This window comes from Anaerococcus jeddahensis (assembly GCF_001182725.1).
Classification (GTDB): domain Bacteria; phylum Bacillota; class Clostridia; order Tissierellales; family Peptoniphilaceae; genus Anaerococcus; species Anaerococcus jeddahensis.
This window is the reverse complement of sequence record NZ_CWHU01000004.1, coordinates 168,436-194,056: the sequence shown is the minus strand read 5'-3', so window position 1 is coordinate 194,056 and position 25,621 is coordinate 168,436. Positions and strand designations below refer to the sequence as shown.

The following is a 25,621-nucleotide window of genomic DNA, read 5'->3' as shown; positions in this document are numbered from 1 at the left end:
GGACTTTGTTAATGTGAAAATTAAATTTTAATAAAGGATTATTTTTTAAATTTAAGTTATTATCATAATTATGTTGTCTATTTTAAAACAAATTATATCTTGTAAAACTCTTTATACCACTCAGCAAATTTTCTGATCCCCTCTCTTAGGCTTGTATCGGGTTTAAAATCAAAGATTTTTTCTAGTGGAGTAGTATCTGCGTAAGTTATTGGAACATCACCTGCTTGCATTGGGACTAATTTTTTATGAGATTCGAAATCATAATCTTCGGGTAATACTTTTGCTCTTATTAATTCTTCTTGGAGTATTGTTACAAAATCTAGTAAATTTTCTGGATTGTTGTTTCCAATATTGTAAACTTTGTATGGTGGAATTGGTAGTCCATCTTCTCCGTTTTTTCTTTCTGGTGCTTTTTGCATAACTCTTTTTACACCTTCAACAATATCATCAATATAGGTAAAGTCTCTTTTACAATTTCCATAATTAAATATTTCTATTGTTTGATCATTTAAAAGCTTGTTTGTAAAGCCAAAATATGCCATATCAGGTCTTCCTGCAGGTCCATAAACTGTAAAAAATCTTAAGCCAGTTGATGGAATATTGTAAAGTTTACTGTAGGCGTGAGCCATAAGTTCGTTGGATTTTTTTGTTGCAGCTATAAAGTGAAACAGGATTGTCTACCTTATCATCAGTGCTGTAAGGAACTTTTTTGTTTGAGCCATAAACTGATGATGAAGAAGCATATACAAGATGTTCAACACCTTTTGCACCATTGTCATAAGAGTGACGACAAGCTTCCAAAATATTATAAAATCCAATCATATTTGAAGAAATATAGGCATCTGGATTTGAAATCGAATATCTTACTCCAGCTTGGGCACCCAAATTTACAACTATATCTGGTTTGTAATCTTCAAATATTTTGTCAATAATCTCTTTATTTGAAATATCTTCTTGGTAGAATTTGTAAGTAGACTTCGAATTTTCTTTTAGACACTTTTCAATTTCTTCAAGTCTCCATTTTTTTATATTCACATCATAATAATCATTCATATTATCAATCCCAATAATATTAATTGGTGATTGAGTTTTCAATAGCTCAAGTATTAGGTTTGATCCTATAAAACCTGCAGAACCTGTAACAAAAACTGTTTTATTTTTTAAATCTATATTATTCATTTTTTTACCTTAATCTCTTTTAAAAATATCTCTTGTGTAAACTTTGTCAATTACATCATCAAGACAAGAATCATATCTATTCGCAATAATTGCTTGGCTTATTTTTTTAAATTTCTTTAGGTTATTTACTACTTCTGAACCGTAAAAAGTTTCTCCGTTTTTAAGAGTTGGTTCATATATAACGACCTTTGCTCCCTTTGCTTTAATTCTTTTCATAACGCCTTGGATTGATGATTGACGGAAATTGTCCGAATTAGATTTCATAGTTAATCTGTATACACCAATAACTTTTTCACTTTCTTTTTCTGGATCCCATTTGCTATTTGAAACATAGGCACCAGCTTTTGCTAAAACTTGGTCAGCAATAAAATCTTTTCTAGTCCTATTAGAATCTACAATAGCAGAAATCATATTTTGTGGAACCTTATCAAAATTTGCAAGAAGTTGTTTGGTATCTTTTGGAAGACAATAGCCACCATAACCAAAAGAAGGGTTGTTGTAATGAGAACCAATTCTTGGATCAAGACAAACACCATTGATAATCTCTTCAGTATTTAAATCTTTGCTTTCAGCATAAGTATCAAGCTCATTAAAATATGAAACTCTTAGGGCAAGATAAGTGTTTGCAAATAATTTTACAGCTTCAGCCTCAGTAAATCCCATAAACAAAGTATCAATATCTTCCTTAATAGCACCATCTTGTAAAAGATGAGCAAAAATCTCGGCCTTTTCACGACTTTCATCATCACAAGAAACTATTATTCTTGAAGGATAGAGATTATCATACAAGGCTTTGGATTCTCTTAAAAATTCCGGAGAAAAAATTATATTTTTTGTATTATATTTTTCTCTAACAGACTTGGTATATCCAACTGGTATAGTTGATTTAATAATCATAGTAGCTGAAGGATTAACATTCAAAACCAATTCAATAACAGATTCAACAGCAGAACAATCAAAAAAGTTCTTCTTAGAATCATAATTGGTAGGAGCAGCAATAACAACAAAATCAGCATCCCTATAAGCAGCCTCACCATCAAGAGTAGCAGTCAAATCAAGGTCTTTTTCCCTCAAATATTTTTCAATATATTCATCTTGGATAGGAGATTTTCTCTCGTTAATCAAATCCACTTTTTCTTTAATAATATCAACAGCAGTGACATGGTTGTGTTGAGATAACAAAGTTGCAATAGAAAGACCAACATAACCCGTACCAGCAACAGCGATATTATATTTTTTATTAGAAAAATTCTTAGAAGTTTCCCTTTTCTCCTCAACAAACAAATCAACAACATCAAAATCCAAAACCTCACCAAGCTTTTGAAGTTGATCAATAGAAGGAGTATAGTCGAGGGATTCAAGACGACTAATCATAGTCCTATTAATTCCAGAAATTTCAGCAAGCTTAGTTTGAGTAATATTTTTTTCTTTTCTTTTATCACAAACGGTCTTAGCCATTTTTTCTATAGATAATTTTTTCATACATTCTCCATTTCATATTTATAAATTGTATAATAATATTATCAAGTTAAGCTCATATTGTCAATTTAAATAACAAATTTAGCAGATATTTTCCAATAAAAACATTAACGAAATTTTAAATAACAAAAAATACTGATTTTATTATAGGATGTATATGTATAATTTTATATAAGTATTGATATTAAGCAGAATTTATAATAAACTATAAGGTGATGAGAATTTATAAATTAAAAAATAAAATGTTTTATTTAAATAAGGAGAAAAATATATAATGAACGATAATGAGTTAGATATATTAGAAGTATTGAGGTTATTTCTAAGAAATATTTATAAAATAATTTTTATATCAATAATGTGTAGTTTGATTTTTTTTACTGTTGGTAAGGTAAAATTGAAACCAGTTTATGAAACATCTACAACCATAATGACTGAAAAATCCTCTAATGATAGTATTAATGATACTTATGCTAATTTTTCAAAATCAAATATACTAGTATCAAAAGTAATAAAAGATCTTGATTTAAATATGTCATATGAAGAATTTACAAATAAAGTTGTAGTTGAACCTGTGTCTAATACTAGAATGATAAATATAAAAGTGAATGACACAATACCAGAAAGAGCTGTAGATATTGCTAATAAAACTGCGATAGAATTAAAAAATACTATTGGAAAGATTAATAAAAATAGAGTTATAATTGTTGATAAGGCTAGGTTGTCAAAACAACCAATAAATAAAAATTTGAAAAAGGAAGCAGCGGTAGGATTTGTTCTTGGATTTTTTATTTCTACACTTTATATTTTGATAAAAGATTTTACTAATACAAAAATTAAAAATATAAAAACTTTAAAACAGAAAATTGACCTACCTATCCTGGGACTTATGTCAAAGGAAAATAAAAAGGAACAAAAAAATTCAGATAATTTTTATGAAGACTCAATACTTTACATAAAAGCAAAGCTTCAACTTAATCAAAATTATAAATCAAAAAAAGTAATAGGAGTCACATCTTCTAAAGAAAATGAAGGTAATGAAAATATCTTGTATTCTATAGCAGAATCTATGGCTTCTGATGATTTAAAGGTAATAATGATTGATTTTGATTTGAAAAATTGTAAATTAGAAAAACTATGTGAATCAGAAAAAAAGGTTGAAATTTTTGATAAGACTAATTATGAGGATGTATTATATAAAGATAAAAATACAAAAAATCTATATTTATTGAATAGAGAATCTATTATCAAAAACAATAATAAATCTATCTCATCAAAAAACATCAAAACTTTAATAAATGAATTAACAAATACATTTGATTATGTATTTGTTAACATCCCTCCAGTTTGCTTATATGCTCATGGATTAATAGTTTCAAATTTCTGTGATGGAATAATTTTGACTGTTAAGTACAATGACACAAAAGAGGAAGAGCTTGAAAGTACAATAGATAATTTTGAAAATATTAATGCAAACATTATGGGTCTAATAGTAAGTAATTTTGATAAAAAAATTGATCCTCATAAAATTAATATTAATTAGTAAAAATAATGATAAGTTTCATTTTAAAATTTTAAAAAATCAAATTTGGAGAAATATATGAAATTAAAAAAAATACTATGCTTTCTAGTAATTATTATTAGTTTAAGCTCTTGCAAAGCTGAAAAAGAGAAATATAAGAGTAAAAATCTTGAAGTAGATACAATATTTGATAGTAATTTTTCTTATAATTACTCAAATGACGATGATGAGGAGTTAGAAAATTTAGGCAGGTTAATTAAGGATAAAGCTGACGATATATCGGATACTGATATAATAAATGAAAAAAAAGATTCTAACTTAGAAGTTTCTAAAGAATTCACTACAAAAAAAGAGATTGAATTTAGAAAAAATCCGTTTGAAGACGAAGATAATATTATAGAAAAAATACCAGAAAACACAAAGGTTGAAGTGATTAAAAATGTAAGTGTAGATGGCAAAAAATGGTCTAAGATTTCATATAATGGAAATACAGGCTATGTAAAAAGAGGTTTTTTAAAAGCAATAAAATAATAATGATAAGTCAAATTCTTTTAGAGTTTGACTTTTTCTTTTATTATTTTTGAAATTTCTTTTTGAAATGAGATTTCTAAATGAATATTTTGATTAAATCATCTAATATAAAAATTCAATTATTAATTGTTTGTTTATTTTAATAAGCAAAAAGTATATTGGTGTTATTTATATAACAATAATAAGCTTTAAGATGAAAATAATGTTGACAAATATGAACAAACTCATATAATAATAGTGATAAAAGATTAACAAAGAAAATACATAAGGAGAAAAAAATGACTATTACAACATTCCAAGTTCCTAGAACTATTGTTCACGGTGTGGACAGTCTTGAATATCTTAAAAATCTTGAAGGCAAGAAAGCTGTTCTTGTTACTGGTGGACATTCTATGAAAAAATTTGGCTTTTTGGACCAAGCTAAAAAATATTTGGAAGAAGCTGGTATGGAAGTTATGATTCTTGATGGGGTTGAACCTGATCCTTCTGTAAAAACTTGTCTTGAAGGCGGCAAGAAAATGGAAGAATTTGGTCCTGATTGGATAATTCCAATTGGTGGAGGTTCTGCAATGGATGCTGCAAAGGCTATGTGGATTTTCTATGAACATCCTGGATATAGTTTTGAAAAATTGGCAGCTTTTGATAACCCACCACTTAGAACAAAGGCAAAAATGGCTTGTATTCCATCAACATCAGGAACTGCTTCAGAAATAACAGCATTTTCTGTAATTACTGATACAGAAAAAGAAATTAAATATCCATTGGTTCATCCTGATTTTGTTCCAGATGTAGCAATTTGTGATCCAGTTATTGCAAGCAAAATGCCACCAAGAATTACAGCTCAAACAGGAATGGACGTTATGACTCACGCAGTTGAAGCTTTCGTTTCAACAGCAGCAGATGATTACACATCTCCACTTGCAATTAGAGCAATCGAACTTGTTTTTGGAAATCTTAAAAAAGCATATGATAATGGCGAAGATATAGATGCAAGAGAAAAAATGCACGACGCATCAACACTTGCAGGAATGGCATTTTCAAATGCATCTCTTGGAATAGTTCACTCAATGGCTCATAAAATCGGAGGAATTTTCCACTTAACTCACGGTGAAGCAAATGCAATTATGCTTCCATACATCATTGATTACAATAGAAAATCAACAGATAGATATGATGAATTGGAAAAAATTCTTGGAATTGATGATATAGCAGAAGAAATTAGAAAATTAAACGAATCAGTAGGACTAACTGCAAATATAAAAGACGGTAAAAATACTGTAATAGAAGAAGATAAATTCTTGGAAGTTTTGGATAAAATGAGTGAAAATGCGTTCAAAGATGCTTGTACTCTTACAAACCCAAGAGAAACTTCACCAGAAGATATAAAGAAAATCTACGAGGCTGCATATTACGGCAAAAAAATAGATTTTTAAGAAAATAAATTTTAAACATCGTAATTACTAAAAAATATAAATTGATTAGTAAAAACAGGAGCGAGAGTTCCTGTTTTTATTTTTTTCTTTTAGGTTAGAATTTTTTCCAAAGGATTGGTAAATAATTGGATAAAATTAATATAAGAGATCTCTCGACACTAAAATCCATTTGCTACGCAAATTCATCCGTGCTTATGAAAACTCATTTACTACGTAAATTCTTCCGTGCTCTTGCACTAGTTTTTAGGATTTATAACCGAAATCAACGGTTATAAATCTGTACTAGTTTTAGGGATAAATATTCCAATTCAAGGCATATTTATCGGCTCGAGATGGGTGTTGAGTGGATTGGTTTAATTACTGAAGTCTCAACAAAACTGTAATATATTTATGATAAGTTATTTATTTTTGTAGAACTTTTATTAATTTAAGTAATTATAATTATTTATTTTTGCTAAATTTTTCTGAATGAAGTTTTAATGACACTATAATTTCATTTATTAAAATTTGATTTAAATTTATTCAAAGTATAAAACTATAGCAATATTAAACCCATCTCGACCAAACGTAACGAAGTGAAGTGCGTGGAGAGATCTATTTTGTTAGTTTAGGCTTATATTTTATTTGAATGCCTACAATTTCTTCTGCCTTAGTTTTTGCATGAGATCTTTCGACAGGCTCGAGATGGGTGTTGATTGGATGGGTTTAATTACTGAAGTTTCAACGACACTATAATTTTATTTATTAAAATTTTATTTAAACTTCTTCGCAGCAAAAAAGTATAGGGTATAAACCCATCTCGAGCGAATGTCATGAGTCGAGAGATCTCTTTTGTTATATTTAGATTTTATTTCAAATTCTACTAAAGACATTTTTCTTCTTATGCCTTGGAATGAAATTAATTCTTTTGAAATTGATGAGAGATCTAATAAGGCTTTTATAAATTTTTCTCATCTTGGCAAAAAAATATCCTATGAAATTTCTTTTAAGGGGAAAATGTGCGAAGATAATGTGGAGAATTTTAAAAATTTGAAGGAAAATAATTGGCACAGGCTATAAATTTTTATTTATAGTCTATATATTTGAAAAAATCATTAAAAATTGTATAGTCTATAGTAAGTAAATAGGACTTATAGGATTTACAGTAGGAAAAATTTGGGATAATTTTTTTGAAATTACAGGATTCTTTGTCCAAAGTTGGTTTTCTACTTAGTGAAAGCGTGGAGTATAAAAAGAAGTGGTACCGCATTTAGATGCCTTCTTATGCTCTTTTTTTGTGCTTAAAAATAAAGAAAATTTTAAAAATAAAGGAGAAATATATGAAATTTAAATACCCAAAAGAATATGATTCAGTTTTTGATGAGCTAAAAGATCGTGGATATTTTGAGGCTTCTACTGATGAGGAAGAGTTAGCTGAGAAATTAAAAAATGAGAAAATAACTTTTTATTGTGGGTTTGATGCAACTGCAGATTCTTTGACAGTTGGTCACCTTATCCAAATTATGGTTATGATGAGGATGCAAAATTATGGTCACAGACCAATTGCTCTTCTTGGTGGAGGAACTACAATGATTGGAGATCCTTCTGGTAGAAGTGATATGAGAATGGTTATGACCAAAGAGAGAATTGACCACAATGCAAATTGTTTTTATAAACAATTTCAAAGATTTTTGGAATTTGAAAATGAAGGAGAAGATTCTGGCGACAAGGCTATAATGGTAAACAATGGAGATTGGTTATTAAATCTTCCATTTGTAGATTTTTTAAGGGATGTTGGATCAAATTTCCTTGTAAACGAAATGCTAAAAAAAGATGCTTATAAAAATAGGATGGACAAGGGTCTTACATTTTTTGAATTTTCCTACATGCTTTTACAATCTTACGATTTTCTAGAATTATACAGAAGACACAACTGCACCCTTCAAATCGGTGGATCTGACCAATGGTCAAATATTATCGGTGGTTATGATTTGATTAGAAAAAAAGAAGATGAAAAAGTTTATGGAATGACTTTTAAACTTTTGACAACTGCTGATGGAGTAAAAATGGGCAAAAGTCAAAAGGGAGCTGTTTGGCTTGATGAAGAAAAAACTTCAGCCTACGAACTTTTCCAATACATGAGAAATGTTGACGATAGGGACGTAGAAAAATTCCTCTTGATGCTAACCTTCCTTTCAACAGAAGAATGTAGAAGGCTCGGAAACGGAAAAGATGCAAAAGAAATTAACCATGCAAAAGAAGTTTTGGCATATGAAATCACAAAATTAATTCACGGGGAAGAAAAAGCAAAAGAAGCCCTAGAAGCATCAAAAGCCCTATTTTCTGGTGCTGGAGACGAGTCAGCAATGCCAACAACTGAAATTAAAAAAGAAGAGCTTCCAATGGGAATTTTGACTCTTTTAACAAAACTAGGCTTAACCAAATCAAATTCTCAAGCAAGAGATTCAGTAAAGGGCGGTGGAGTAAGCATCAATGATGAAAAAATAACCGACCCAAGATTTGAGATAAAGGAAGATTTGTTTGAAGAAGGAAAAATAATAGTAAAAAAAGGCAAAAAAACCTTCCACAAAGTTATAATAAAATAAAAATATTTTAAATTTTAACATAAAAAACCCATCTAAAGGATGGGTCAGACTGTTGACAAACTAAATTTTTTCCCATTTCGAGCGAACGTAGTGAGTCGAGAAATCTCGTGAGATCTCTCCATGCGTTCGTTTCACTCACACTAAAACACGTTTGCTTTGCAAACTTTTCTGTGTTATCACACTAGTTTTAGGGATAAATGTGCAAAATCAATGCACATTTATCTAGTCGAGATGGGTTAGATATTAATTTAATTCTAAATTACTAATAATTCTTAATAATTAGACTTTGTCTACGCTCTGGCCCATCCAAAGGATGGGTTTTTTATGTTGGTATTGTTGACAAAATTAATTTAAATTTATTTATTATTAAAATAAAATTAATTTACATATATTTTAATTTCATCAATTTGCTTTAATATTTTATTTTGATATAATAAATTTAAGAATATATAAGGAGGCTTACGCGAGTAAGAAATTGTTATGAAAGGGAAAAATTTAAATAAGTTAGCTATAGTAATGGCTATGTCAACTGCGTGTCTTTTTAGTAATGCAAAGGTTTCTTTAGCGGATGAAAATGTTGATTCTAATATCCAAACAAAAGAAGAAACAAACAAATCAGCCTACAAGGAAGTTAAAGATAATTACGATAAAGCAGAAGAAAATTATCAAAAAGCAGATTCTAGCTTAAAAGATGCACAAAAATCTTATGACAGTGAAAAACAAAATCAAGATAATCTTCAAAAAGAATATGAAGAGGGAAAAAATAATCTTGATTCAAGTAAAAAAGATTTAGAAAATGAAATAGATCAAAACATTAAAGATCAAGAAAACAAGGTAAAGCAAGTTAGTGAAAATATTACAAATAATGAAAAAAATTTAGATCAGGCGAAAAAAGATTTAATTGAAGACAAAGATAATATCACTTCAAAACAAGAAGCCAAAGACCTTGCAGATAAAAATTTAAAAGAAGAAAAGGAAAAAAATCCTAATATTGAAGAAATAGTAAAAGAAGATGAGAAAAATTTAAATGAAGCTAAAGCTTCAAAAGATAACTCTCAAAAGGCTTTTGATGAGAAATCTAAAGAATTAGATGGAAAATCCAATGATTTAAAGGATTTAGAAAAGAAAAAAGAAGATATAGGAAAAGATATTTCTACTAAAAATGAAGAATTATCAAAAATAAAAGAAAAAGAAGCAAATCTTAAAAAAGAGATTTCTGAAATAAAAGAAAAAATTTCAAACCTACCTGAAAATTCTGAAGAGTTGAAAAAATTAAAAGATCAATTGGATCTAAAAGAAAAAGAAATAGAAGAGATATATAAAAGTATTAAAAATAAAGAAGCTGAAAAGGCTAAGGCAAAAGAAAATCTTGATAAAATTAATGCTGATATTGAAAATCTTAAAAAAGACAACATTGAAGTTCAAAATAAAATTGATGCTTTAAATTCTAATAAAGAAAATAAAGAAAATGATAAGAAAAGTGAAGAAGATAAGCTAAGCCAAAACGAGAAAAAATCTCAAGAAATTTCAAATGAAAATAAAGAAATTGATAGTTCAGTAAAAGAAAATGAGTCTAAGATAAATGCTTTAAATACTGAAAAGACAAATGATCAAAATAATAAAACTAAACTTGAAAGTGAAAAATCTTCTTTAGAACAAGATCTTTCGGATAAAAAGAAAGAATTAGAAGAGTTAGAAAAAAATAATAAGGCTCAAGTAAGTGAAGAAGATAAGAAGAAAGCTCAAGCCCAATGGAATAGAGGCTCAATTGGATTTTTTGAAAAAATGGGATCTGATAAGGCTTTAAAAGTATTTACAGAAATTCCAGAACGAAGCAAAAATAATGAAAATAGATTTGAGTATATAGAAAGAAATAAATATGACGAAAATACTATTCTTTCTAAAGAAGATTCAAGAAGTCTTGAATATATGAAAGAAGCCATCCAATCAATAAAAGCTGTAAATGAAAAAAGAAAAAATGATGTTGGAATTGATAATAGAAAACTATCAATTGTGGGCATTACTGATTATGATATGGCTGTAGCTCAAGCCAACGCTAACTTTTCATTTGATAAATTTAAACATGCTAGTATGCATGAACCAACTGAAAATCTTGCTTGGGGACCAAGTACTAGGGCAGATCAAATTATGAACGTAAAACCTAGACCTATGAGCCATATAGAAGGTTGGTGGGATGAAGAGAAGAAAACTTTTGATTATTTGAGAAATACCTTACATCTTAAATCAAGAGATGAAATGGATGATTACTTAGATGTAGAAGCAAATAGTAAAGAATTGAAAAAAGAAGGTTATACTGATCAAGTTGGCCATTACACAAATCTAGTTGATGATTTGATGTGGAAAGAAGATGAATTAAGACAATTGAACGAGCCTAAATTGGATAGTAAAAGTGCCGGTTATGCAGTAAGACCTGGTTTATATGGATATGTTCAATCAATAGTTTTAAGTAACACTGATAATAATGGTGAGATTTATTCTGTTGAAGATTATGAAAAACGTCTTGATGCATATATGAAAAATTTACAAGACATTATCAATGGTAAAGCTTCTGTAGTTGATCAAGATACTCAAAATAAAATAATTAATTTAAAAGTTGAAATTAGTAAGCTTGAAGAAGAAATTAACGAAAAAGAAAAAGAAATTGAAAAAGTAGAAGCTGCTATTAATGATAAAAACAATCAAATAAACTTACTTCAAAAATCTAAAACAGAAAATGAAAATAGATTAGCTTCAAAGAAAGAAGGAGTTAATAAATTATCAGAAGAAAAAGCGAAAATTTCACAAAACATAAGTAATTTAACAAAGGAAATAGAAAGCTTAGACCAAGAAATAGCAAGCATAAAAGATGCTAATAAGGACTATGCAGAAAAATTAGAAAATCTAAATAATAAAGCAAAAACTTATTCGGATTCTATAAATAATATTGATGGTGAAATAAATAGCCTAGAAGCTAGTAAAAAAGAAAAAGAAAATCAAAAAGATGAAATTTCAAATAAATTAAAAGGCTTATCAAGCGATGCACAAAAACTTTTAGATGAGCAAAATGCCAAGGAAGAAGAATTAGAAAATTTAGAGATATCTTCAAATACTCTTAACGAAAAACTAGAAGAAGATAAAAAAGATTTTTCTACAATAGATCAAAATATTAATAAATTAAATGAGGAGATTAATAATATCAAAAATGAGAAAAAATCTTTATCTGAAAAATTAGAAGAAAATAAAAAATCACTTTTAAGTGCTGAGAATAAATATAAGGAAAGTAAAAAATCTTTAGACCAAGTTAATAAGGCCTTAGAAAATGTGAAATCTTGTGAAAAAGACCTTGAAGATGCGAAAAAGACATTTGAAAATAGGAAGAAATTAATTCCAAGCTTAGAAAAACAAGTTGAAGATAGCAAAGTCTATCTAGAAGAAGCTAAATCTTTAAGTGAAAAGGCGAAAAAAGTTGATATAAATGATCCAGAAACCTACAAAGATTTTGAAAATATAGGCAAAAAAATTAAAAATATCAATCTCCTTGAAGAAAAAACTGAAAAACTTGAACAAAGCTTAAATCTTGCAAAAGAAAACACAAAAAATGCTCTTGAAAATCTAAATAAGGTCAAGGAAAATCAAAAATCAGCTTTAACAGAATTTACAAAAGCTAAAAAAGCTTTGGAAAGTTTAGAAGCAAAAGAAAATAAAAATTATCAAGGAAATAGCGCAGAAAGTTCAAAAGAAAATAAGAATAAAAACCAAAGGACAGGAGAATCCTCACTTGGTGCAAAGAGAAATGAATCTCAAAGTCAAGGACAAGATAATAAAACAGGCTCAAGGCTATCATTAAGAGGTCAAAATAGTTCAAATAATAATTTACAAAATCAAAATCTATTGAGTTTAAACCAAGATAATAAAAACAAAGACTTAGAAGAAAAAGAAGATTTGGATAAAAAAGATAGTGAAGCTAAAGAAAAAGATAAAAAAGATAAAAAAGACGAAAATAAGAAAGAAACAAAAAATGATTTTTCAAGCGATGAAGAAAATAATGATTCAGAAAAATCAGAAAGTAATGTTGATGATGATAAAAAAATTGATAATAAGTCAAAGGAAAATAATAATGGAATATTTAAAATAATAATTCCACTTATAGCTGGAGCCTTTGCTATATTATTTTTTAAAAAAAGAAAAAAAGATAAATAATTAAAATAAGGGGCTTTGACCCCTTCAGTTTGTAGACAAAGTCTAATAAAAAAATTATGAGTAATTTAGAATTAAATTAAGCTCTAACCCATCTCGACTAAGTGAGTGAAACGAACGCATGGAGAGATCTCATGAGATTTCTCGACTCACTACGTTCGCTCGAAACCTGCTAGGAAAAATCAAGTCTTTTTTTTCGAGTACGGGTGTATTATCCCAAATGGGCTGCGTCTGTTACCTTCATTATATTAAAAAAAGTGTAGGTAGAAAGTTTTTTCTACTTACACTTTTATAGTACTAAATGGGTGAAAATTTAGTTTGTCAACAGTCTAATAAGGGGCTTTGCCCCTTATTTTAAATTGGAAAAAATGGACAAAAACGCTATAATATAATTATATATAAAATGAAAATAGTTTAATTATTTACAAAGGAGAATTTATGGAAAAAAATACCTACTATATTACCACACCGATTTATTATCCTAACAGTAATCTTCACATTGGTAATGTTTATACTTCAGTTATTGCTGATGTTTTGAAACGATATAAAACTTTAAGAGGATTTGATACTTACCTTACTACTGGAACTGATGAGCATGGTCAAAAAATAATGAACGCAGCTCTTTCTCATGGATCTAAGCCTCAAGAATTTGTTGATAGAATTGCAGGAGAAACAAAAGTTTTGCTAAAAAAACTTGATATTGATTATGATACTTTTGTAAGATCTACTGATCCAAAACACGAAGAAAATGTAAAAAATATTTTCCAATATCTTTATGACAAGGGAGATATTTATAAGGGAAAATATGACGGATATTATTGCGAATCTTGCGAATCATATTTTACTGAAAGTCAACTTGATGATGGAAATTGTCCTGATTGTGGAAGAGCAGTTGACCACCATTTGGAAGAATCATATTTTTTCAGACTTTCAAAATATACTGATAAATTAAAAGAACTTTTCAAAGACCATCCTGAATTTCTTGAGCCAAAATTTAGGCAAAATGAAATGTTAAATAACTTTATAAACAAGGGCCTTGATGATCTTTCTGTTTCAAGAAATACTTTTGATTGGGGAGTTGATGTTCCTTTTGACAACGAACATGTTGTTTATGTTTGGATTGATGCCTTATCTTGTTATTTGACAGCTATTGGTTATGGCTATGATATGGAAAAATTCAATAAATATTGGCCAGCTGGAGTTCATTTAATTGGAAAAGATATTGTAAGATTTCATACAATAATTTGGCCAGCACTTTTGATGGCTCTTGATATTCCACTTCCTAGAAAAGTTTTTGCCCATGGTTGGATTTTGTTTGATAATGACAAGATGAGTAAATCTAAGGGAAATATTATGTATCCAGAACCACTTGTAGAATTATATGGAACAGATCCTTTAAAATATTTCCTACTTCGTGAATTTAATTTTGGTTCTGATGGAAACTTCCTTTCAAAGAAATTTATGGATAGGTACAATTCTGATTTGGTAAATGATTTGGGAAATTTACTTTCAAGAACTGTTTCAATGATTTCAAAATATAATGATGGAATAATCAAAAAAGGTACTGAAACTGATGAGTACGATGAAGACTTAATTAATCTTTGCCACAAAACTTATGATGATTTCACAAGATTAATGGATGAATTTAAATTTAATGAGGCATTGGAATGTTTGTGGAATCTTGTAAGAAGATCAAATAAGTATGTTGACCAAACTGAGCCATGGATTTTGGGTCGTGAAGAAAAATATGACAGATTAAATACAGTTTTATATAATCTTGCTGAATCTTTAAGAATTGTTGCCCAAATGCTTGAACCTGTTATGAGAAATACAACTAAAGAAATTTTAAAACAATTGGGAGTAGAAAACCAAGGTTTTGAATCTGCAAAAGAATTTGGCCTAATTAAAGAAGGTACAAAAGTAAGTAAGGGCGAAAATTTATTTAACAGACTTGATACAGAAAAAGAACTTGAAAAACTTCATGCTCTAAATAATAAATTAATTGAAGAAAGACTTGGAGTTAAAAAGGAAGAAAAAGAAGAAGAAACTCAAGGCAAAGCACAAATTAAAATTGATGATTTTGACAAGCTTGACCTTGTTGTTGGTAAAATTTTAGAAGTAAAAGACCATCCAGATGCTGATAGACTTCTTGTTTTTAAAGTTGATATCGGAAGTGAAACTAGGACAATTGTTTCAAGTATAAAAGAATTCTACAATAAAGAAGACCTAGTTGGAAAAAATATCGTAATAATTAAAAACCTAAAACCTGTAAAAATGAGAGGAATTTTATCAGAAGGAATGCTTCTTGCTGCAGGAGACGATGCAGTTTTACTTACAACAATCAAAGACTGCAAACCAGGTACGGTGATTTCTTAATGAAATTAATAGATTCACACGCCCATTTAACGAGTGATGATTTTAATGAGGACAGATCTTTTCTTATAAAGGATCTGTCTAATTTTGCCGTAAATTATGTGGTAATGCCAGCTTGCGATTTAGAAGATTCAATTGATGTTTTAAATCTTTCAAAAAAATATGACAATTTATTTGCCCAAGTTGGTTTTCATCCTCAAAATATAGATTCTTTTAAAGATGGAGATATAGAAAAATTAGAAAATTTGGCAAAAGATCCAAAAGTTCTCGCGATTGGAGAAATTGGTCTTGATTATTATTGGCAATATGACAACAAGGATGAGCAAAAAGAAATTTTTATTAAGCAATTAGACCTTGCAAGAAAATTAAAGCTCCCAGTAGTGATTCATTCCAGAGATTCAATTGATGATTGTTTGGAAATTTTAAAAGATTATTCAGATTTAAAAGTTCAAATTCACTGTTTTTCTTATTCATATATCCACCTTATGGAATGTATGAAAAGAGGATATTATATTTCAATCGGGGGAGTTGTAACTTTTAAAAACGCAGAAAATGAAAAAAATGCAGCTATAAATGTGGATTTGGATAGGCTCATGCTTGAAACAGATTCCCCATACCTTTCCCCCGAACCTTACAGGGGAATGAGAAATGATCCGAGAAAAATTGTGGAAGTTGCAAGAGAAATTGCAAATCTTCGTGGGATGAAATTATCAAAACTTGCAAAAAGAACAAGCAAAAATGCCATGGAATTTTTTAATATAAAGTAGGTAATATGATAAAAGAAACAATAGTAGTTGAAGGAAAAGACGATATAACAAACATTAAATCAGCAGTTGATTGCGAACTTATTGCGACAAACGGCCTTGCTTTTGGCAAAGATTTGATTGAAAAATTAAAAGAAATTGACAAAAGATGTGGAATAATAATTTTTACCGACCCAGATTTTGCAGGAAAAAAAATCAGGGCGAAAATTTCCAAAGAAATTCCAAACGCAAAGCACGCCTATCTTGATAGGAAAAAAGCAATCAAAAAGGGAGATTTAGGAGTGGAAAATGCCTCAAAAGAAGATATAATAGAGGCACTAAAAAACGCCCACGCCTCAACTTGTAAGAAAAGAGAAGAATTTACCATGAAAGACCTCTTGGACAATAATCTAACCCTTACAGATGATAGCAGAAACAGAAGAGAAAAGCTCGGCGATATACTTTCTATAGGATATTTTAATTCCAAGCAACTTTTATCAAAACTAAATTCCTTTGGCATAAGTCGAGAAGAATTTGAAAGAGCGGTTGAAAAATTATGAAAAAATTATATTCACCAAAAACAATAAAATTAATCCAAGACCTCTATGGTTTTAAATTCACAAAATCTTTGGGCCAAAATTTTTTAGTAGATAAAAATTTTGTAGATAAAATTATAGATTTATCAGAAGTTTCTGGCGAAAATATTTTGGAAATTGGGCCAGGAATTGGAACAATAAGCCAAGAAATGGCAAAAACTTGCAAAAAACTTGTGCTTATAGAAATAGATAGGACCCTTATTCCAATTTTAAATGATAATTTGGGCGAATTTTCAAATGTTGATATTATAAATGCAGATATTTTAAAAACTGACCTTAAAAAAATTGTAAAAGAAAAATTTAATGGCGAAGATTTCAAAGTCGTTTCAAATTTGCCATACTATATAACAACCCCAATAATTGAAAAATTATTTGAAGAAGACCTTCCTTGCAAGGACATGACTATTATGGTTCAAAAAGAAGTGGCAGATAGGATGAAGGCGGATGAAAAAAGCAAGGATTATTCATCACTTTCAGTTTTTATAAAATATTATGCAGAAATTACTGGTCAATTTAAGGTTCCAAAATCAGTTTTTATGCCCCAACCAAAAATAGATTCCCAAGTTTTAAAATTAAATTTGAGATTGTATGATGAGGAAGTTAATAGGAATATTTTATTTTCTATAGTTAGGGCAGGTTTTAATAAAAGAAGAAAAACCATACTAAATTCCCTATCAAGCGTTATTGAAAAAGAAGATTTAAAAGAAATTTTTGAAATCTTATACCTAAAAGAAAATCTAAGAGCAGAAAATCTTTCCCTTAATGATTTTATAAAAATAGCAAACGAATACGAGAAAATAAAAAAATAAAATTGAAAGAGATTATCATTTGAGTATAATAATGATGTTAGAAAAATAGATTTAAAAGAAAAAAGATTGGAGAAAATATGAAAAAAGTAACAGTTTATACATCAAACACCTGCCCACACTGCAAGGCAGCAAAAAATTATTTAAAAGAAAATAATATAGATTTTGAAGAAAAAAACGTAGACGAAGATAGGAGTGCAATCGACTATCTAGTAGAAAAAGGCCACAGAGGAGTTCCAGTAATAAACATAGACGGGGAAGACATTGTAGGCTTTAATAAAGAAGTAGTAGATGAAAAATTAGGATTATAAATAAAAACCTATCTGGGCAAAGAGAAATCTCAAGATATGTTAAATAAATAGAAATATTTAACCAAAGAGATCTCTCGACAAGCTCGAGATGGGTTATTTTTTTCTTTATGTAATTACTTCGAATTTATTTATTACTTATTTAAATTTTATTTTTTAAAATTAGCAATTAGCTTGTTAAATTAAAAAAAATTAAGTTGTAATAAAATACAAAGGCACTAGGCTAAGTAATAAACAAATTGAAATTAAATAAAACTTTAGAATTAAAATAAAGAGAGTAGACACCCGCCTCGAGCAGATAATTATGCCTTGATTTGGCATAATTATCCCTAAAAATTAGTGGTAAAGCACGAAAAAGTTTTCGAAGAAAACTGGTTTTAGTAGCCGAGAGGTCTCATGGAAAAAAATTAACCCAAAATAAAATATAAACTTTAGCATAAAAATAAAGCACAAAAAAACCCATCTGAGCAAAGAGAAATCTCAAAATTAGTCAAATATATATAAATATTTAACAAAAGAGATCTCTCGACTACTGCTCGAGATGGGTATTTTTAATTACTTATTCAAATTTATCAAAAATTTAATCAACTACTCCAAGTATTTCGTTAATTTCATTTTTGTATAATACTGCCTTTGCTCCGTAGATTACTTGAACTCCTCCTGGGACATCAAGGACTCCGGTTGCTCCTGTTTGTTTTAATATATTTTTATCAACAATTTTTGGATCTTTTAAATTTACCCTAAGTCTGGTTATACAAGCGTCAACATCAATTATATTTTCACTTCCACCGAGGGCATCTAAAATTACAAGTGCTTCTTCATGTAAGTTTGAATCGGAATCTGTTTTAACTTCTTTTTCGTCAGCTACTTCATCATCGCCTCTTCCTGGTGTCATTATATTAAATTTCTTTATTAAGAAAGAGAATGAGAAATAATAAAGAGCTGCCCATATTAGTCCAAATGGAATTTCTAATAACCAGTGAGTTTTTTCGTTTCCTTGTAAAACACCAAACAATATAAAGTCAATTACACCACCAGAGAAGGTGTTTCCTATATTTATATTTAATAAATCAGCAATCAAGAATGATAAACCATCCAAAAATGAATGGAAAACATATAAAAGTGGTTGAACAAAAAGGAACATATATTCAAGAGGTTCTGTAATTCCAGTTATAAATGAAGTTAAAGCTACTCCCAAAAATAATCCTTTTAATTTTTTCTTGTTTTCTTCTTTTGCATTATTGTACATGGCAAGGGCTGCAGCAGGCAAACCAAACATCATTGTTGAAAATCTTCCTGCAAAAAATCTTGTTCCTTCTGTAAAAAGTCCAACGTGATTTGGATCAGCTAATTGAGCAAAAAATATTTTTTGAGCTCCTGCGACTTGTTGACCTGCAACCATTTCAACTCCACCAAGTTCTGTGTACCAAAACATTGGATAAATCATGTGGTGAAGTCCAACAGCTCCAGATAATCTCATAAGCATTCCATATAAAAATGTTCCAAAAACTCCAAGTTTTGCAATAGATTGTCCAGCAGAAATCAAAAGGCGTTGGAAAGGTGGCCAAACTATAAAGAAAAATGTACCAACAATAATTGCAACAAAAGATGTAATTATTGGAACAAATCTTGATCCACCAAAAAATCCTAGAACTTGTGGCAATTGAATATTGTAATAATTATTGTGAAGATAAACTGCAATAAGTCCAATAACCAAAGCACCAACAACACCAGTATCAATTGGATCTCCGTCAGGATTAAAAATTGAAAGAAGAGTTGATATAGTTGCATTCATTACCAAAAATCCAACTGCACCAGCAAGAGCTGCAACTCCTTTTTCCCTGTTTGCAAGACCGACCATAATACCAATACATAAAAGCATGGCAAGATTTGCAAAAACTACATTTCCAGCTCCAGCCATAACCTTAAAAATAGTTTGTAAAACGCTATTTCCTAAAAAAGGATAGGCATCAATTGTGGCTTGTGATGAAAAAGCACCACCAATACCCAAAAGTAAACCTGCGGCAGGGAGCAATGCTATTGGAAGCATAAAAGCCTTGCCGACTTTTTGTAAATATTTAAACATAAGTCCTCCTTAACTAATTACTTTATTTAATTATATAAAAACAAAAAAATGTTTTCAATATAAAAATATAAAATGAAGTTTATTTCAAAAAAATAATTAAAAACTATTTATAAAGAAAGATTTTTGAAATTACTTTCAGTTTGTAAAGAAAAAAATCGAAAATTATTTTCGAATTATTTTTTAAAAATACAAACGTTTTTACGCTTAATTTTTTTGAACATTTCAAAAAAATCAAGAAAAAACGCGAGTAAAGATTGAAATTTAAATATTTAATTTATTTGCTTTATTTTTCAAATTATTTTATAGAAAAACATTCTTTTTTTTATAGCTTGTGATATAATTTAAGAAAAAGGAGGCATTTTATGTTTGATTTTAAAAGTGCAAAAAAAAGAGTAGACGAAGCTATTAACCCAACGCATTTATTTTATTCTGAAATTTTTTCAGATTTATCAAAAAACAATGTGTACATAAAACCAGAAAATTTACAAAAAACTGGTTCTTTTAAGTTGAGGGGAGCTTATAACAAGATTTCAAAAATGGATGAAGAATCAAAATCTGTTGGAATCGTAACCGCATCTGCAGGAAACCACGCTCAAGGTGTAGCTTTTTCTGCAAACCATCAAGGCATCAAGGCAATTGTTTGCATGCCAGAAACAACTCCAATGATAAAAATTGATGGAACTTTAAAATATGGAGCTGAAGTTGATCTTCACGGACAAATTTTTGACGAAACAAATACATACGCTCAAAAACTTGCAAAAGAAAAAGGCTATACTTTTATTCCTCCATACGATGACGAAGATGTTATCGAAGGACAAGGAACAATTGCTCTTGAGATTTTGGAAAAATTAGAAGATGCTGATTATATTTTAGTTCCAATCGGAGGCGGTGGATTAATTTCTGGTATTGCAAAATGTGCAAAAGAAATTAAACCTGATATCAAAATTGTTGGAGTAGAACCAGCAAATGCTGCATCAATGCAAGCTGCTATGGAAAATGGCGGTCCAATCACTTTAGATTCAGCTGACACAATCGCAGACGGTACTGCTGTTGCAAGAGTTGGAGATATTACTTACGAAATTTGCAAGGAAAATGTTGATGAATATATTTCTGTAACAGAAGAAGAAATCATGGTAGCCTTGACTACTTTGATGGAAAAACATAAACTAGTAGCAGAGCCTTCAGGAGCATTAAGTCTTGCTGCAAGTAAAAAACTTGGTTGCAAAAATAAAAATGTAGTTTGTGTAATCAGTGGTGGAAATATTGATATGTCATTTATTTCTCAACTAATCCACAAGGGACTTTACGAAGATGGAAGAATTGCAAGATTTACAGTAGAGCTTCAAAATGCACCTGGAAAACTTAGAGATCTTCTTGATGTTATAGCTTACACAAAGGCAAATATTGTTGAAGTAATTCACGATAGCCTTGCTGCAACTAGCAGATATAAAAATATCCAAGTTGAAATAACCCTTGAAACAAATGGAAAAGACCATATCAGGAAGATTAAAGAATTACTTACTGAGAAAGGATACAATATTCATTAAATGAAAATAGAAAAGATACTAAAAGAAATTTCCTACATTTCAAAAAATATTCAAAATGATAAAGAAATTGTAGGAGTTTCTTCAAACTCAAAAGAAATTAAAAAAGATTTTATATTTGTTGCAATAAAAGGATTCGAATTTGATGGCCATAATTATATAGAAAGTGCCCTAGAAAATGGAGCATCAACTATTGTTTATACAAAAGATGATTTAGAATTTGTAGATGGGATCAATTATATAAAAGTTGAAGATGCTAGACTAGCTCTTGCCCAAATTTCAAATTTCTTATCAGACTATCCATCAAAATCTTTTAGAATGATTGGAGTTACTGGAACAAATGGTAAAACAACTACAGCAAATATAATTTATTTTCTTTTGAATGAACTGGGAGAGCCTTGCGCAAATATAGGAACAGATGGTGCGTTTTTTAATGGAAAAACTTTACCAACTGAGCATACAACACCAGAAATTACAGATATAAACTATATTTTAAGTGAGATCAAAAAAGAAGGAATTAAAAATGTAGTTATGGAAACTTCATCACATGGTTTGTGCCTAAAAAGAAATTATGGAATAAATTATGAGTATGGAGTTTTCACAAATTTATCTCCTGAGCATATGGATTACCATAAAACTATGGACAACTATTTTATGGCAAAGATGATTTTACTTAATCATTCAAAAAAACAAGTCGTAAACTTGGATGACGATTATGGGAAAAAAGCCAAAAAAATGTTCAAAGATGCCCTAACAATTTCAATAAATGAAGCTTCAGATTATAGGGCTGAAAATATAAAAAGAGTTGATATGGGTCTTGAATTTTATGTAAATGGCGTTAAATTTTATTTGAAAAGATTTGGCATGTATGACATTTACAATGCTCTTTGTGGGATAGCTATAACAAACAACCTTGGTTTTAAATTGGAAGAAATTTCCAAAGCCTTGGAAGGTTTTAAGGGAGTAAAATCAAGATTCGAATTTATAGAAAATAAGCTAGGTATTAATATAGTAGTAGATTTTGCTCACACAACAACATCTTTTGAAAGTCTCTACAAAGACTTGCCAAAAGATAAGAAAAAATTTGCTGTTTATGGAATAAGCGGCGACAGGACTCCAGATATAAGAAGGGGCTTGGGTAGAATTTCAGCAAAATATGGAATTTTTTCTGTAATTACAACAGATGATCCAAAATTTGATACTTTTGAAAATATTTCAAATCAAATAAAAGAAGGTGTCGAAGAAAATAATGGTGAGTGTATTATAATAAGAAATAGAAAAGAAGCCATAAAATATGCAATCACCCATGCCAAAAAAGGAGATTTTGTTTTAACCCTTGGCAAGGGCGAGGAAGATTTCTTAAAATTAAAAAATAATATTAAAACCTACTACAGCGAAAAAGAAACCATAAGGGAAGTTCTAGAGGAGCTATGAAAATTTTTGTAATAGGAGCAGGGGTAAGTTCGCTTGCCTTCTGCTCTTTTTTAGATAAGAAAAATATAAGAGTATTAGATTTAAATAAGGATTGCGGAAGAAAACTCCTTGCAACAGGAAATGGGAGGTGTAATTTTACAAACTTAAAGCTTTCCTACGAAAATTATTATTCAAATAAAAAAGATTTTATAAATTATTCATTAGATAATTTTTCCAACAAGGACTTGTTAGAATATTTTGAATATTTGGGAATAGAATGGACAAGTTTACCATCTGGAAGATGCTACCCTAAAACTATGAGCTCACAGACTGTAAAAGATTCTCTCATGATGAAGGCCGAAGAAAATGCAAAATTTATTTTTGACCAAAAAGTTTTGGATATAGATTTTGACAAAAAATTAATCATAACAGAAAAAAATAAATACAAATACGATATCCTCGTTATTGGGTCAGGAGGGATGACTTTAAAAAATTCTGGATCAGATGGGTCAATTTTAAAAATTTTAAAAAACTATACAAAAATTGAAGAGATGACTTTTGGAATAACAAATTTCAAGGCGAAAAATCCCCTATCAAAAAAAGCCAAGGGTGTGAAAGTTAATGCTAAGGCAAGTTTAAAAGTAGATGGAAAATTTATAAAATCTTCAAGTGATGATGTAATTTTTCAAACTTACGGCCTTACTGGAACGGCAATTTTGGACCTTTCAAATTTGATTTCTCTAGCCCTTAAAAATGGAAGAAAAGTTTGTCTTGACATTGACTTTTATCCAGAGTATAAAAAAGATGGACTTTTAATGAAATTAGAGGAAAAATCAAAAAGATTTCCTAATAGAAGTGTTGAAGAATTATTAATAGGAAATTTAGACAAAAAACTCATAATTGATATACTTAAAAGGGCTAAAATAAATACTGGTCAAAAAAATATAAAAAGAAAGGATTTGGAAAAACTTTCAAATATTTTGAAAAATCTTTCTTTTGATATAATAGACATAAACGACAAGAACAATGCCCAAGTGACTTTGGGAGGAGTATCTTGCGAGGAAATTGACAAAAAAACCATGAAATCTTTAAAAATTAAAGATTGTTATTTTATAGGTGAGGTCATGGATGTGGCTGGAGATTGTGGAGGATATAATATTCAATGGGCCTTCTCATCAGCAAAAACTGCCTCAGAGGATATAAGGAGATTAAATGTTTAAGATAAATAGAAAGCTAAAAGAATTAAAACACAATGGAGAAAGAATTTCTTTGGCAATAATTGGTTGCGGAAAAATGGGAGCAAGCTTAATTAACCAATTGGGAGATATAGATGCAATCGAAGTTGGATTAGTAGTTGAGCATACAATGAGTAAAGCAAAAACAGCTCTAATAGAATCAGGAATTTCTGAAGATAAAATTATAAATACGGATTCTTATGACGAAGCATACGAGGCTTTAAACAGAGGTTTTGTTGTAGTAAGTTCAAATTACAGACTTGCCTACAAACTTTTACAAATCACAGCCGTAATAGATGCAACAGGAAATCCACCATTTGGTGCAGAAATTGCAGCAAAATCAATTCAATATCATAAACATTTTATTACCTTAAATGTAGAATGTGACGCAGCAGTTGGACCAATTCTTTACGATATGGCAAAAAAAGCTGGAGTAGTTTATACAGGAATTGCAGGAGATGAGCCAGGTTCAATAATTGAGCTTTGCGATTTTGCCTATGGAATTGGACTTGAAATTTTAGTTGCAGCAAAAGGAAAAAATAATCCATTAGACAATTATGCAAATGCAGAGATTTTAAAAGAAAGTGCAAAAGAAAAAGGACTTTCACCAAGAATGCTAACAAGTTTTGTCGATGGAACAAATACCATGATAGAATTAAATTCAGTTTGCAACTGTCTAGGATTTTTGCCAGATACTTTTGGATGTCACGGAATTCCTACAAGCCCAGAAACAGCCGTAGAAGATTTCAAATTAAAAGAAGATGGTGGAGTTTTATCATCATATAAAACAGTAGAGTTTTCACCAGGAATGGCACCTGGAGTATTTTTGATTGTAACAAGCGATAAAAAAGAAGTAAGAGATTTGATGAAATTTTTAGGCTTTGGAGATGGACCAAATTATTTATTAAATAGACCTTACCACCTAACAAGTCTTGAAACACCAATTACAATTTATAATGCAGTAATAGAAAATGAACCAACAATTGCTCCACTTCATGGTCAAGTTGCAGATACAGTTTCAGTTGCAAAAAGAGATATAAAAAAGGGAGAATATTTAGATGGAATAGGTTCAGATAAGGTATTTGGAAAATTAACCGACCACACAAGATCAATAAGAGAAGACCTACTTCCAATAGCCCTAATCACAGAAAAAACAAAAGCCATAGTAGATATTCCAAAAGATACAGTAATAGACTTATCAATGATAGAACTTGACGAAGAAGCAACAATAACAAAATTAAGAAGAAGACAAAATTCAATGAAATTATAAAAAGAATAAAGACTGCAAATGAAGTTTCATACTTTTGATAAACTAAATTTATCCCGATTCATCGTGTGCAACGAGCGAAGAAATCTCAAGAGATCTCTCGACTAGGCTCGAGATGGGTTTTAGCGTAATTTTATTTTGAAATCATTAGTAAATTACAAAATCAATTTTGTCAACATTCTAAGGCTGCAAAAGCAGTATCAGACTGTTGACAAACTAAATTTTCACCCATTTCGAGCGAACGTAGTGAGTCGAGAAATCTCATGAGATCTCTCGACTACTAAAACCAGTTTTCTTCGAAAACTTTTCCGCGCTTTCGCACTAATT

Annotated in this window: 19 protein-coding genes; 15 read left to right on the top strand and 4 right to left on the bottom strand. The window is 29.5% G+C overall.

Features of this window, described 5'->3' with window-relative positions; translation table 11 throughout:
• Nucleotides 1–92: 92 nt before the first annotated feature.
• The 3 genes from BN2087_RS09505 to BN2087_RS02075 are packed head-to-tail and all read right to left on the bottom strand — an operon-like array spanning nucleotide 93 to nucleotide 2,661.
• Entirely contained in the window at nucleotides 93–629 is a 537-nt protein-coding gene (locus BN2087_RS09505) for an NAD-dependent epimerase/dehydratase family protein (protein WP_280641571.1), read from the bottom strand.
• Nucleotides 610–1,179, bottom strand: coding sequence for a GDP-mannose 4,6-dehydratase (locus tag BN2087_RS09500; RefSeq protein ID WP_280641570.1), 570 nt, complete (start codon nucleotides 1,177–1,179; stop codon nucleotides 610–612). Before BN2087_RS09500 ends, BN2087_RS09505 begins: the two co-directional genes overlap by 20 nt.
• A 9-nt stretch (nucleotides 1,180–1,188) precedes the next feature.
• Nucleotides 1,189–2,661: a nucleotide sugar dehydrogenase gene (locus BN2087_RS02075; RefSeq protein ID WP_049690243.1), complete on the bottom strand. Its 1,473-nt coding sequence runs from the start codon at nucleotides 2,659–2,661 to the stop codon at nucleotides 1,189–1,191.
• A gap of 271 nt (nucleotides 2,662–2,932) precedes the next feature.
• Between BN2087_RS02075 and BN2087_RS09295 the strand changes: the two genes are divergently transcribed.
• From BN2087_RS09295 to BN2087_RS02020, 11 genes are all read left to right on the top strand, one after another.
• The gene (locus BN2087_RS09295; protein ID WP_082144164.1) at nucleotides 2,933–4,198 is read left to right on the top strand and encodes a tyrosine-protein kinase domain-containing protein; all 1,266 of its coding nucleotides are present in this window, start codon (nucleotides 2,933–2,935) and stop codon (nucleotides 4,196–4,198) included.
• Nucleotides 4,199–4,255: 57 nt separating this feature from the next.
• Nucleotides 4,256–4,708: an SH3 domain-containing protein gene (locus BN2087_RS02065; protein ID WP_049690242.1), complete on the top strand. Its 453-nt coding sequence runs from the start codon at nucleotides 4,256–4,258 to the stop codon at nucleotides 4,706–4,708.
• Between the two features lie 278 nt (nucleotides 4,709–4,986).
• Complete coding sequence (locus BN2087_RS02060) at nucleotides 4,987–6,141, top strand: iron-containing alcohol dehydrogenase (protein ID WP_049690241.1); 1,155 nt, start codon at nucleotides 4,987–4,989, stop codon at nucleotides 6,139–6,141.
• An 831-nt stretch (nucleotides 6,142–6,972) separates the two neighbouring features.
• Nucleotides 6,973–7,200 carry a hypothetical protein gene (locus BN2087_RS02055; RefSeq protein ID WP_082144163.1) on the top strand — a complete coding sequence of 76 codons (228 nt, stop codon included), beginning with the start codon at nucleotides 6,973–6,975 and terminating at the stop codon, nucleotides 7,198–7,200.
• 260 nt (nucleotides 7,201–7,460) lie between these two features.
• Nucleotides 7,461–8,726 carry a tyrosine--tRNA ligase gene (gene tyrS, locus BN2087_RS02050; protein ID WP_049690240.1) on the top strand — a complete coding sequence of 422 codons (1,266 nt, stop codon included), beginning with the start codon at nucleotides 7,461–7,463 and terminating at the stop codon, nucleotides 8,724–8,726.
• Nucleotides 8,727–9,206: 480 nt separating this feature from the next.
• A complete protein-coding gene (locus BN2087_RS02045) occupies nucleotides 9,207–12,926 on the top strand; it encodes a hypothetical protein (protein ID WP_049690239.1) in 3,720 nt (1,239 codons plus the stop codon).
• Between the two features lie 435 nt (nucleotides 12,927–13,361).
• The gene (gene metG / locus BN2087_RS02040; RefSeq protein WP_049690238.1) at nucleotides 13,362–15,299 is read left to right on the top strand and encodes a methionine--tRNA ligase; all 1,938 of its coding nucleotides are present in this window, start codon (nucleotides 13,362–13,364) and stop codon (nucleotides 15,297–15,299) included.
• Nucleotides 15,299–16,063: a TatD family hydrolase gene (locus BN2087_RS02035; RefSeq protein WP_049690237.1), complete on the top strand. Its 765-nt coding sequence runs from the start codon at nucleotides 15,299–15,301 to the stop codon at nucleotides 16,061–16,063. Before metG ends, BN2087_RS02035 begins: the two co-directional genes overlap by 1 nt.
• 5 nt (nucleotides 16,064–16,068) lie before the next feature.
• Nucleotides 16,069–16,599, top strand: a complete 531-nt coding sequence (rnmV, locus tag BN2087_RS02030) for a ribonuclease M5 (RefSeq protein WP_049690236.1) — start codon at nucleotides 16,069–16,071, stop codon at nucleotides 16,597–16,599.
• The gene (gene rsmA, locus BN2087_RS02025) at nucleotides 16,596–17,444 is read left to right on the top strand and encodes a 16S rRNA (adenine(1518)-N(6)/adenine(1519)-N(6))-dimethyltransferase RsmA (RefSeq protein WP_049690235.1); all 849 of its coding nucleotides are present in this window, start codon (nucleotides 16,596–16,598) and stop codon (nucleotides 17,442–17,444) included. The genes rnmV and rsmA overlap by 4 nt, the downstream gene beginning before the upstream one ends.
• Nucleotides 17,445–17,521: 77 nt before the next feature.
• Entirely contained in the window at nucleotides 17,522–17,752 is a 231-nt protein-coding gene (locus BN2087_RS02020; RefSeq protein ID WP_049690234.1) for a glutaredoxin family protein, read from the top strand.
• 577 nt (nucleotides 17,753–18,329) lie between these two features.
• Here BN2087_RS02020 and BN2087_RS02015 read toward each other — a convergent pair.
• On the bottom strand, nucleotides 18,330–19,835 hold the full coding sequence (locus BN2087_RS02015; protein WP_049690233.1) for a PTS transporter subunit EIIC: 1,506 nt from the start codon (nucleotides 19,833–19,835) through the stop codon (nucleotides 18,330–18,332).
• 362 nt (nucleotides 19,836–20,197) lie between these two features.
• On the opposite strand from BN2087_RS02015, the gene ilvA reads away from it, so the two are divergent.
• Genes ilvA through BN2087_RS01995 form a run of 4 tightly spaced genes read left to right on the top strand, consistent with a single transcriptional unit; the run spans nucleotide 20,198 to nucleotide 25,297 of the window.
• Entirely contained in the window at nucleotides 20,198–21,382 is a 1,185-nt protein-coding gene (ilvA, locus tag BN2087_RS02010; RefSeq protein WP_049690232.1) for a threonine ammonia-lyase, read from the top strand.
• Nucleotides 21,383–22,813 (top strand): UDP-N-acetylmuramoyl-L-alanyl-D-glutamate--2,6-diaminopimelate ligase, encoded by a 1,431-nt coding sequence (locus BN2087_RS02005; protein WP_049690231.1) that lies wholly within the window; start codon nucleotides 21,383–21,385, stop codon nucleotides 22,811–22,813.
• On the top strand, nucleotides 22,810–24,012 hold the full coding sequence (locus BN2087_RS02000; protein WP_049690230.1) for an aminoacetone oxidase family FAD-binding enzyme: 1,203 nt from the start codon (nucleotides 22,810–22,812) through the stop codon (nucleotides 24,010–24,012). The genes BN2087_RS02005 and BN2087_RS02000 overlap by 4 nt, the downstream gene beginning before the upstream one ends.
• On the top strand, nucleotides 24,005–25,297 hold the full coding sequence (locus BN2087_RS01995; protein WP_049690229.1) for an NAD(P)H-dependent oxidoreductase: 1,293 nt from the start codon (nucleotides 24,005–24,007) through the stop codon (nucleotides 25,295–25,297). Before BN2087_RS02000 ends, BN2087_RS01995 begins: the two co-directional genes overlap by 8 nt.
• Nucleotides 25,298–25,621 lie beyond the last annotated feature (324 nt).

Coding starts and splice junctions, on each gene's coding strand:
- metG (WP_049690238.1), top strand. CDS start 13,362: ATGGAAAAAAATACCTACTATATTACCACACCGATTTATTATCCTAAC.
- BN2087_RS02005 (WP_049690231.1), top strand. CDS start 21,383: ATGAAAATAGAAAAGATACTAAAAGAAATTTCCTACATTTCAAAAAAT.
- BN2087_RS02075 (WP_049690243.1), bottom strand. CDS start 2,661: ATGAAAAAATTATCTATAGAAAAAATGGCTAAGACCGTTTGTGATAAA.
- BN2087_RS02000 (WP_049690230.1), top strand. CDS start 22,810: ATGAAAATTTTTGTAATAGGAGCAGGGGTAAGTTCGCTTGCCTTCTGC.
- BN2087_RS02065 (WP_049690242.1), top strand. CDS start 4,256: ATGAAATTAAAAAAAATACTATGCTTTCTAGTAATTATTATTAGTTTA.
- BN2087_RS09505 (WP_280641571.1), bottom strand. CDS start 629: ATGGCTCACGCCTACAGTAAACTTTACAATATTCCATCAACTGGCTTA.
- rnmV (WP_049690236.1), top strand. CDS start 16,069: ATGATAAAAGAAACAATAGTAGTTGAAGGAAAAGACGATATAACAAAC.
- BN2087_RS02045 (WP_049690239.1), top strand. CDS start 9,207: ATGAAAGGGAAAAATTTAAATAAGTTAGCTATAGTAATGGCTATGTCA.
- tyrS (WP_049690240.1), top strand. CDS start 7,461: ATGAAATTTAAATACCCAAAAGAATATGATTCAGTTTTTGATGAGCTA.
- BN2087_RS02035 (WP_049690237.1), top strand. CDS start 15,299: ATGAAATTAATAGATTCACACGCCCATTTAACGAGTGATGATTTTAAT.
- BN2087_RS01995 (WP_049690229.1), top strand. CDS start 24,005: ATGTTTAAGATAAATAGAAAGCTAAAAGAATTAAAACACAATGGAGAA.
- BN2087_RS09500 (WP_280641570.1), bottom strand. CDS start 1,179: ATGAATAATATAGATTTAAAAAATAAAACAGTTTTTGTTACAGGTTCT.
- ilvA (WP_049690232.1), top strand. CDS start 20,198: ATGTTTGATTTTAAAAGTGCAAAAAAAAGAGTAGACGAAGCTATTAAC.
- BN2087_RS02020 (WP_049690234.1), top strand. CDS start 17,522: ATGAAAAAAGTAACAGTTTATACATCAAACACCTGCCCACACTGCAAG.
- BN2087_RS02060 (WP_049690241.1), top strand. CDS start 4,987: ATGACTATTACAACATTCCAAGTTCCTAGAACTATTGTTCACGGTGTG.
- BN2087_RS09295 (WP_082144164.1), top strand. CDS start 2,933: ATGAACGATAATGAGTTAGATATATTAGAAGTATTGAGGTTATTTCTA.
- BN2087_RS02015 (WP_049690233.1), bottom strand. CDS start 19,835: ATGTTTAAATATTTACAAAAAGTCGGCAAGGCTTTTATGCTTCCAATA.
- rsmA (WP_049690235.1), top strand. CDS start 16,596: ATGAAAAAATTATATTCACCAAAAACAATAAAATTAATCCAAGACCTC.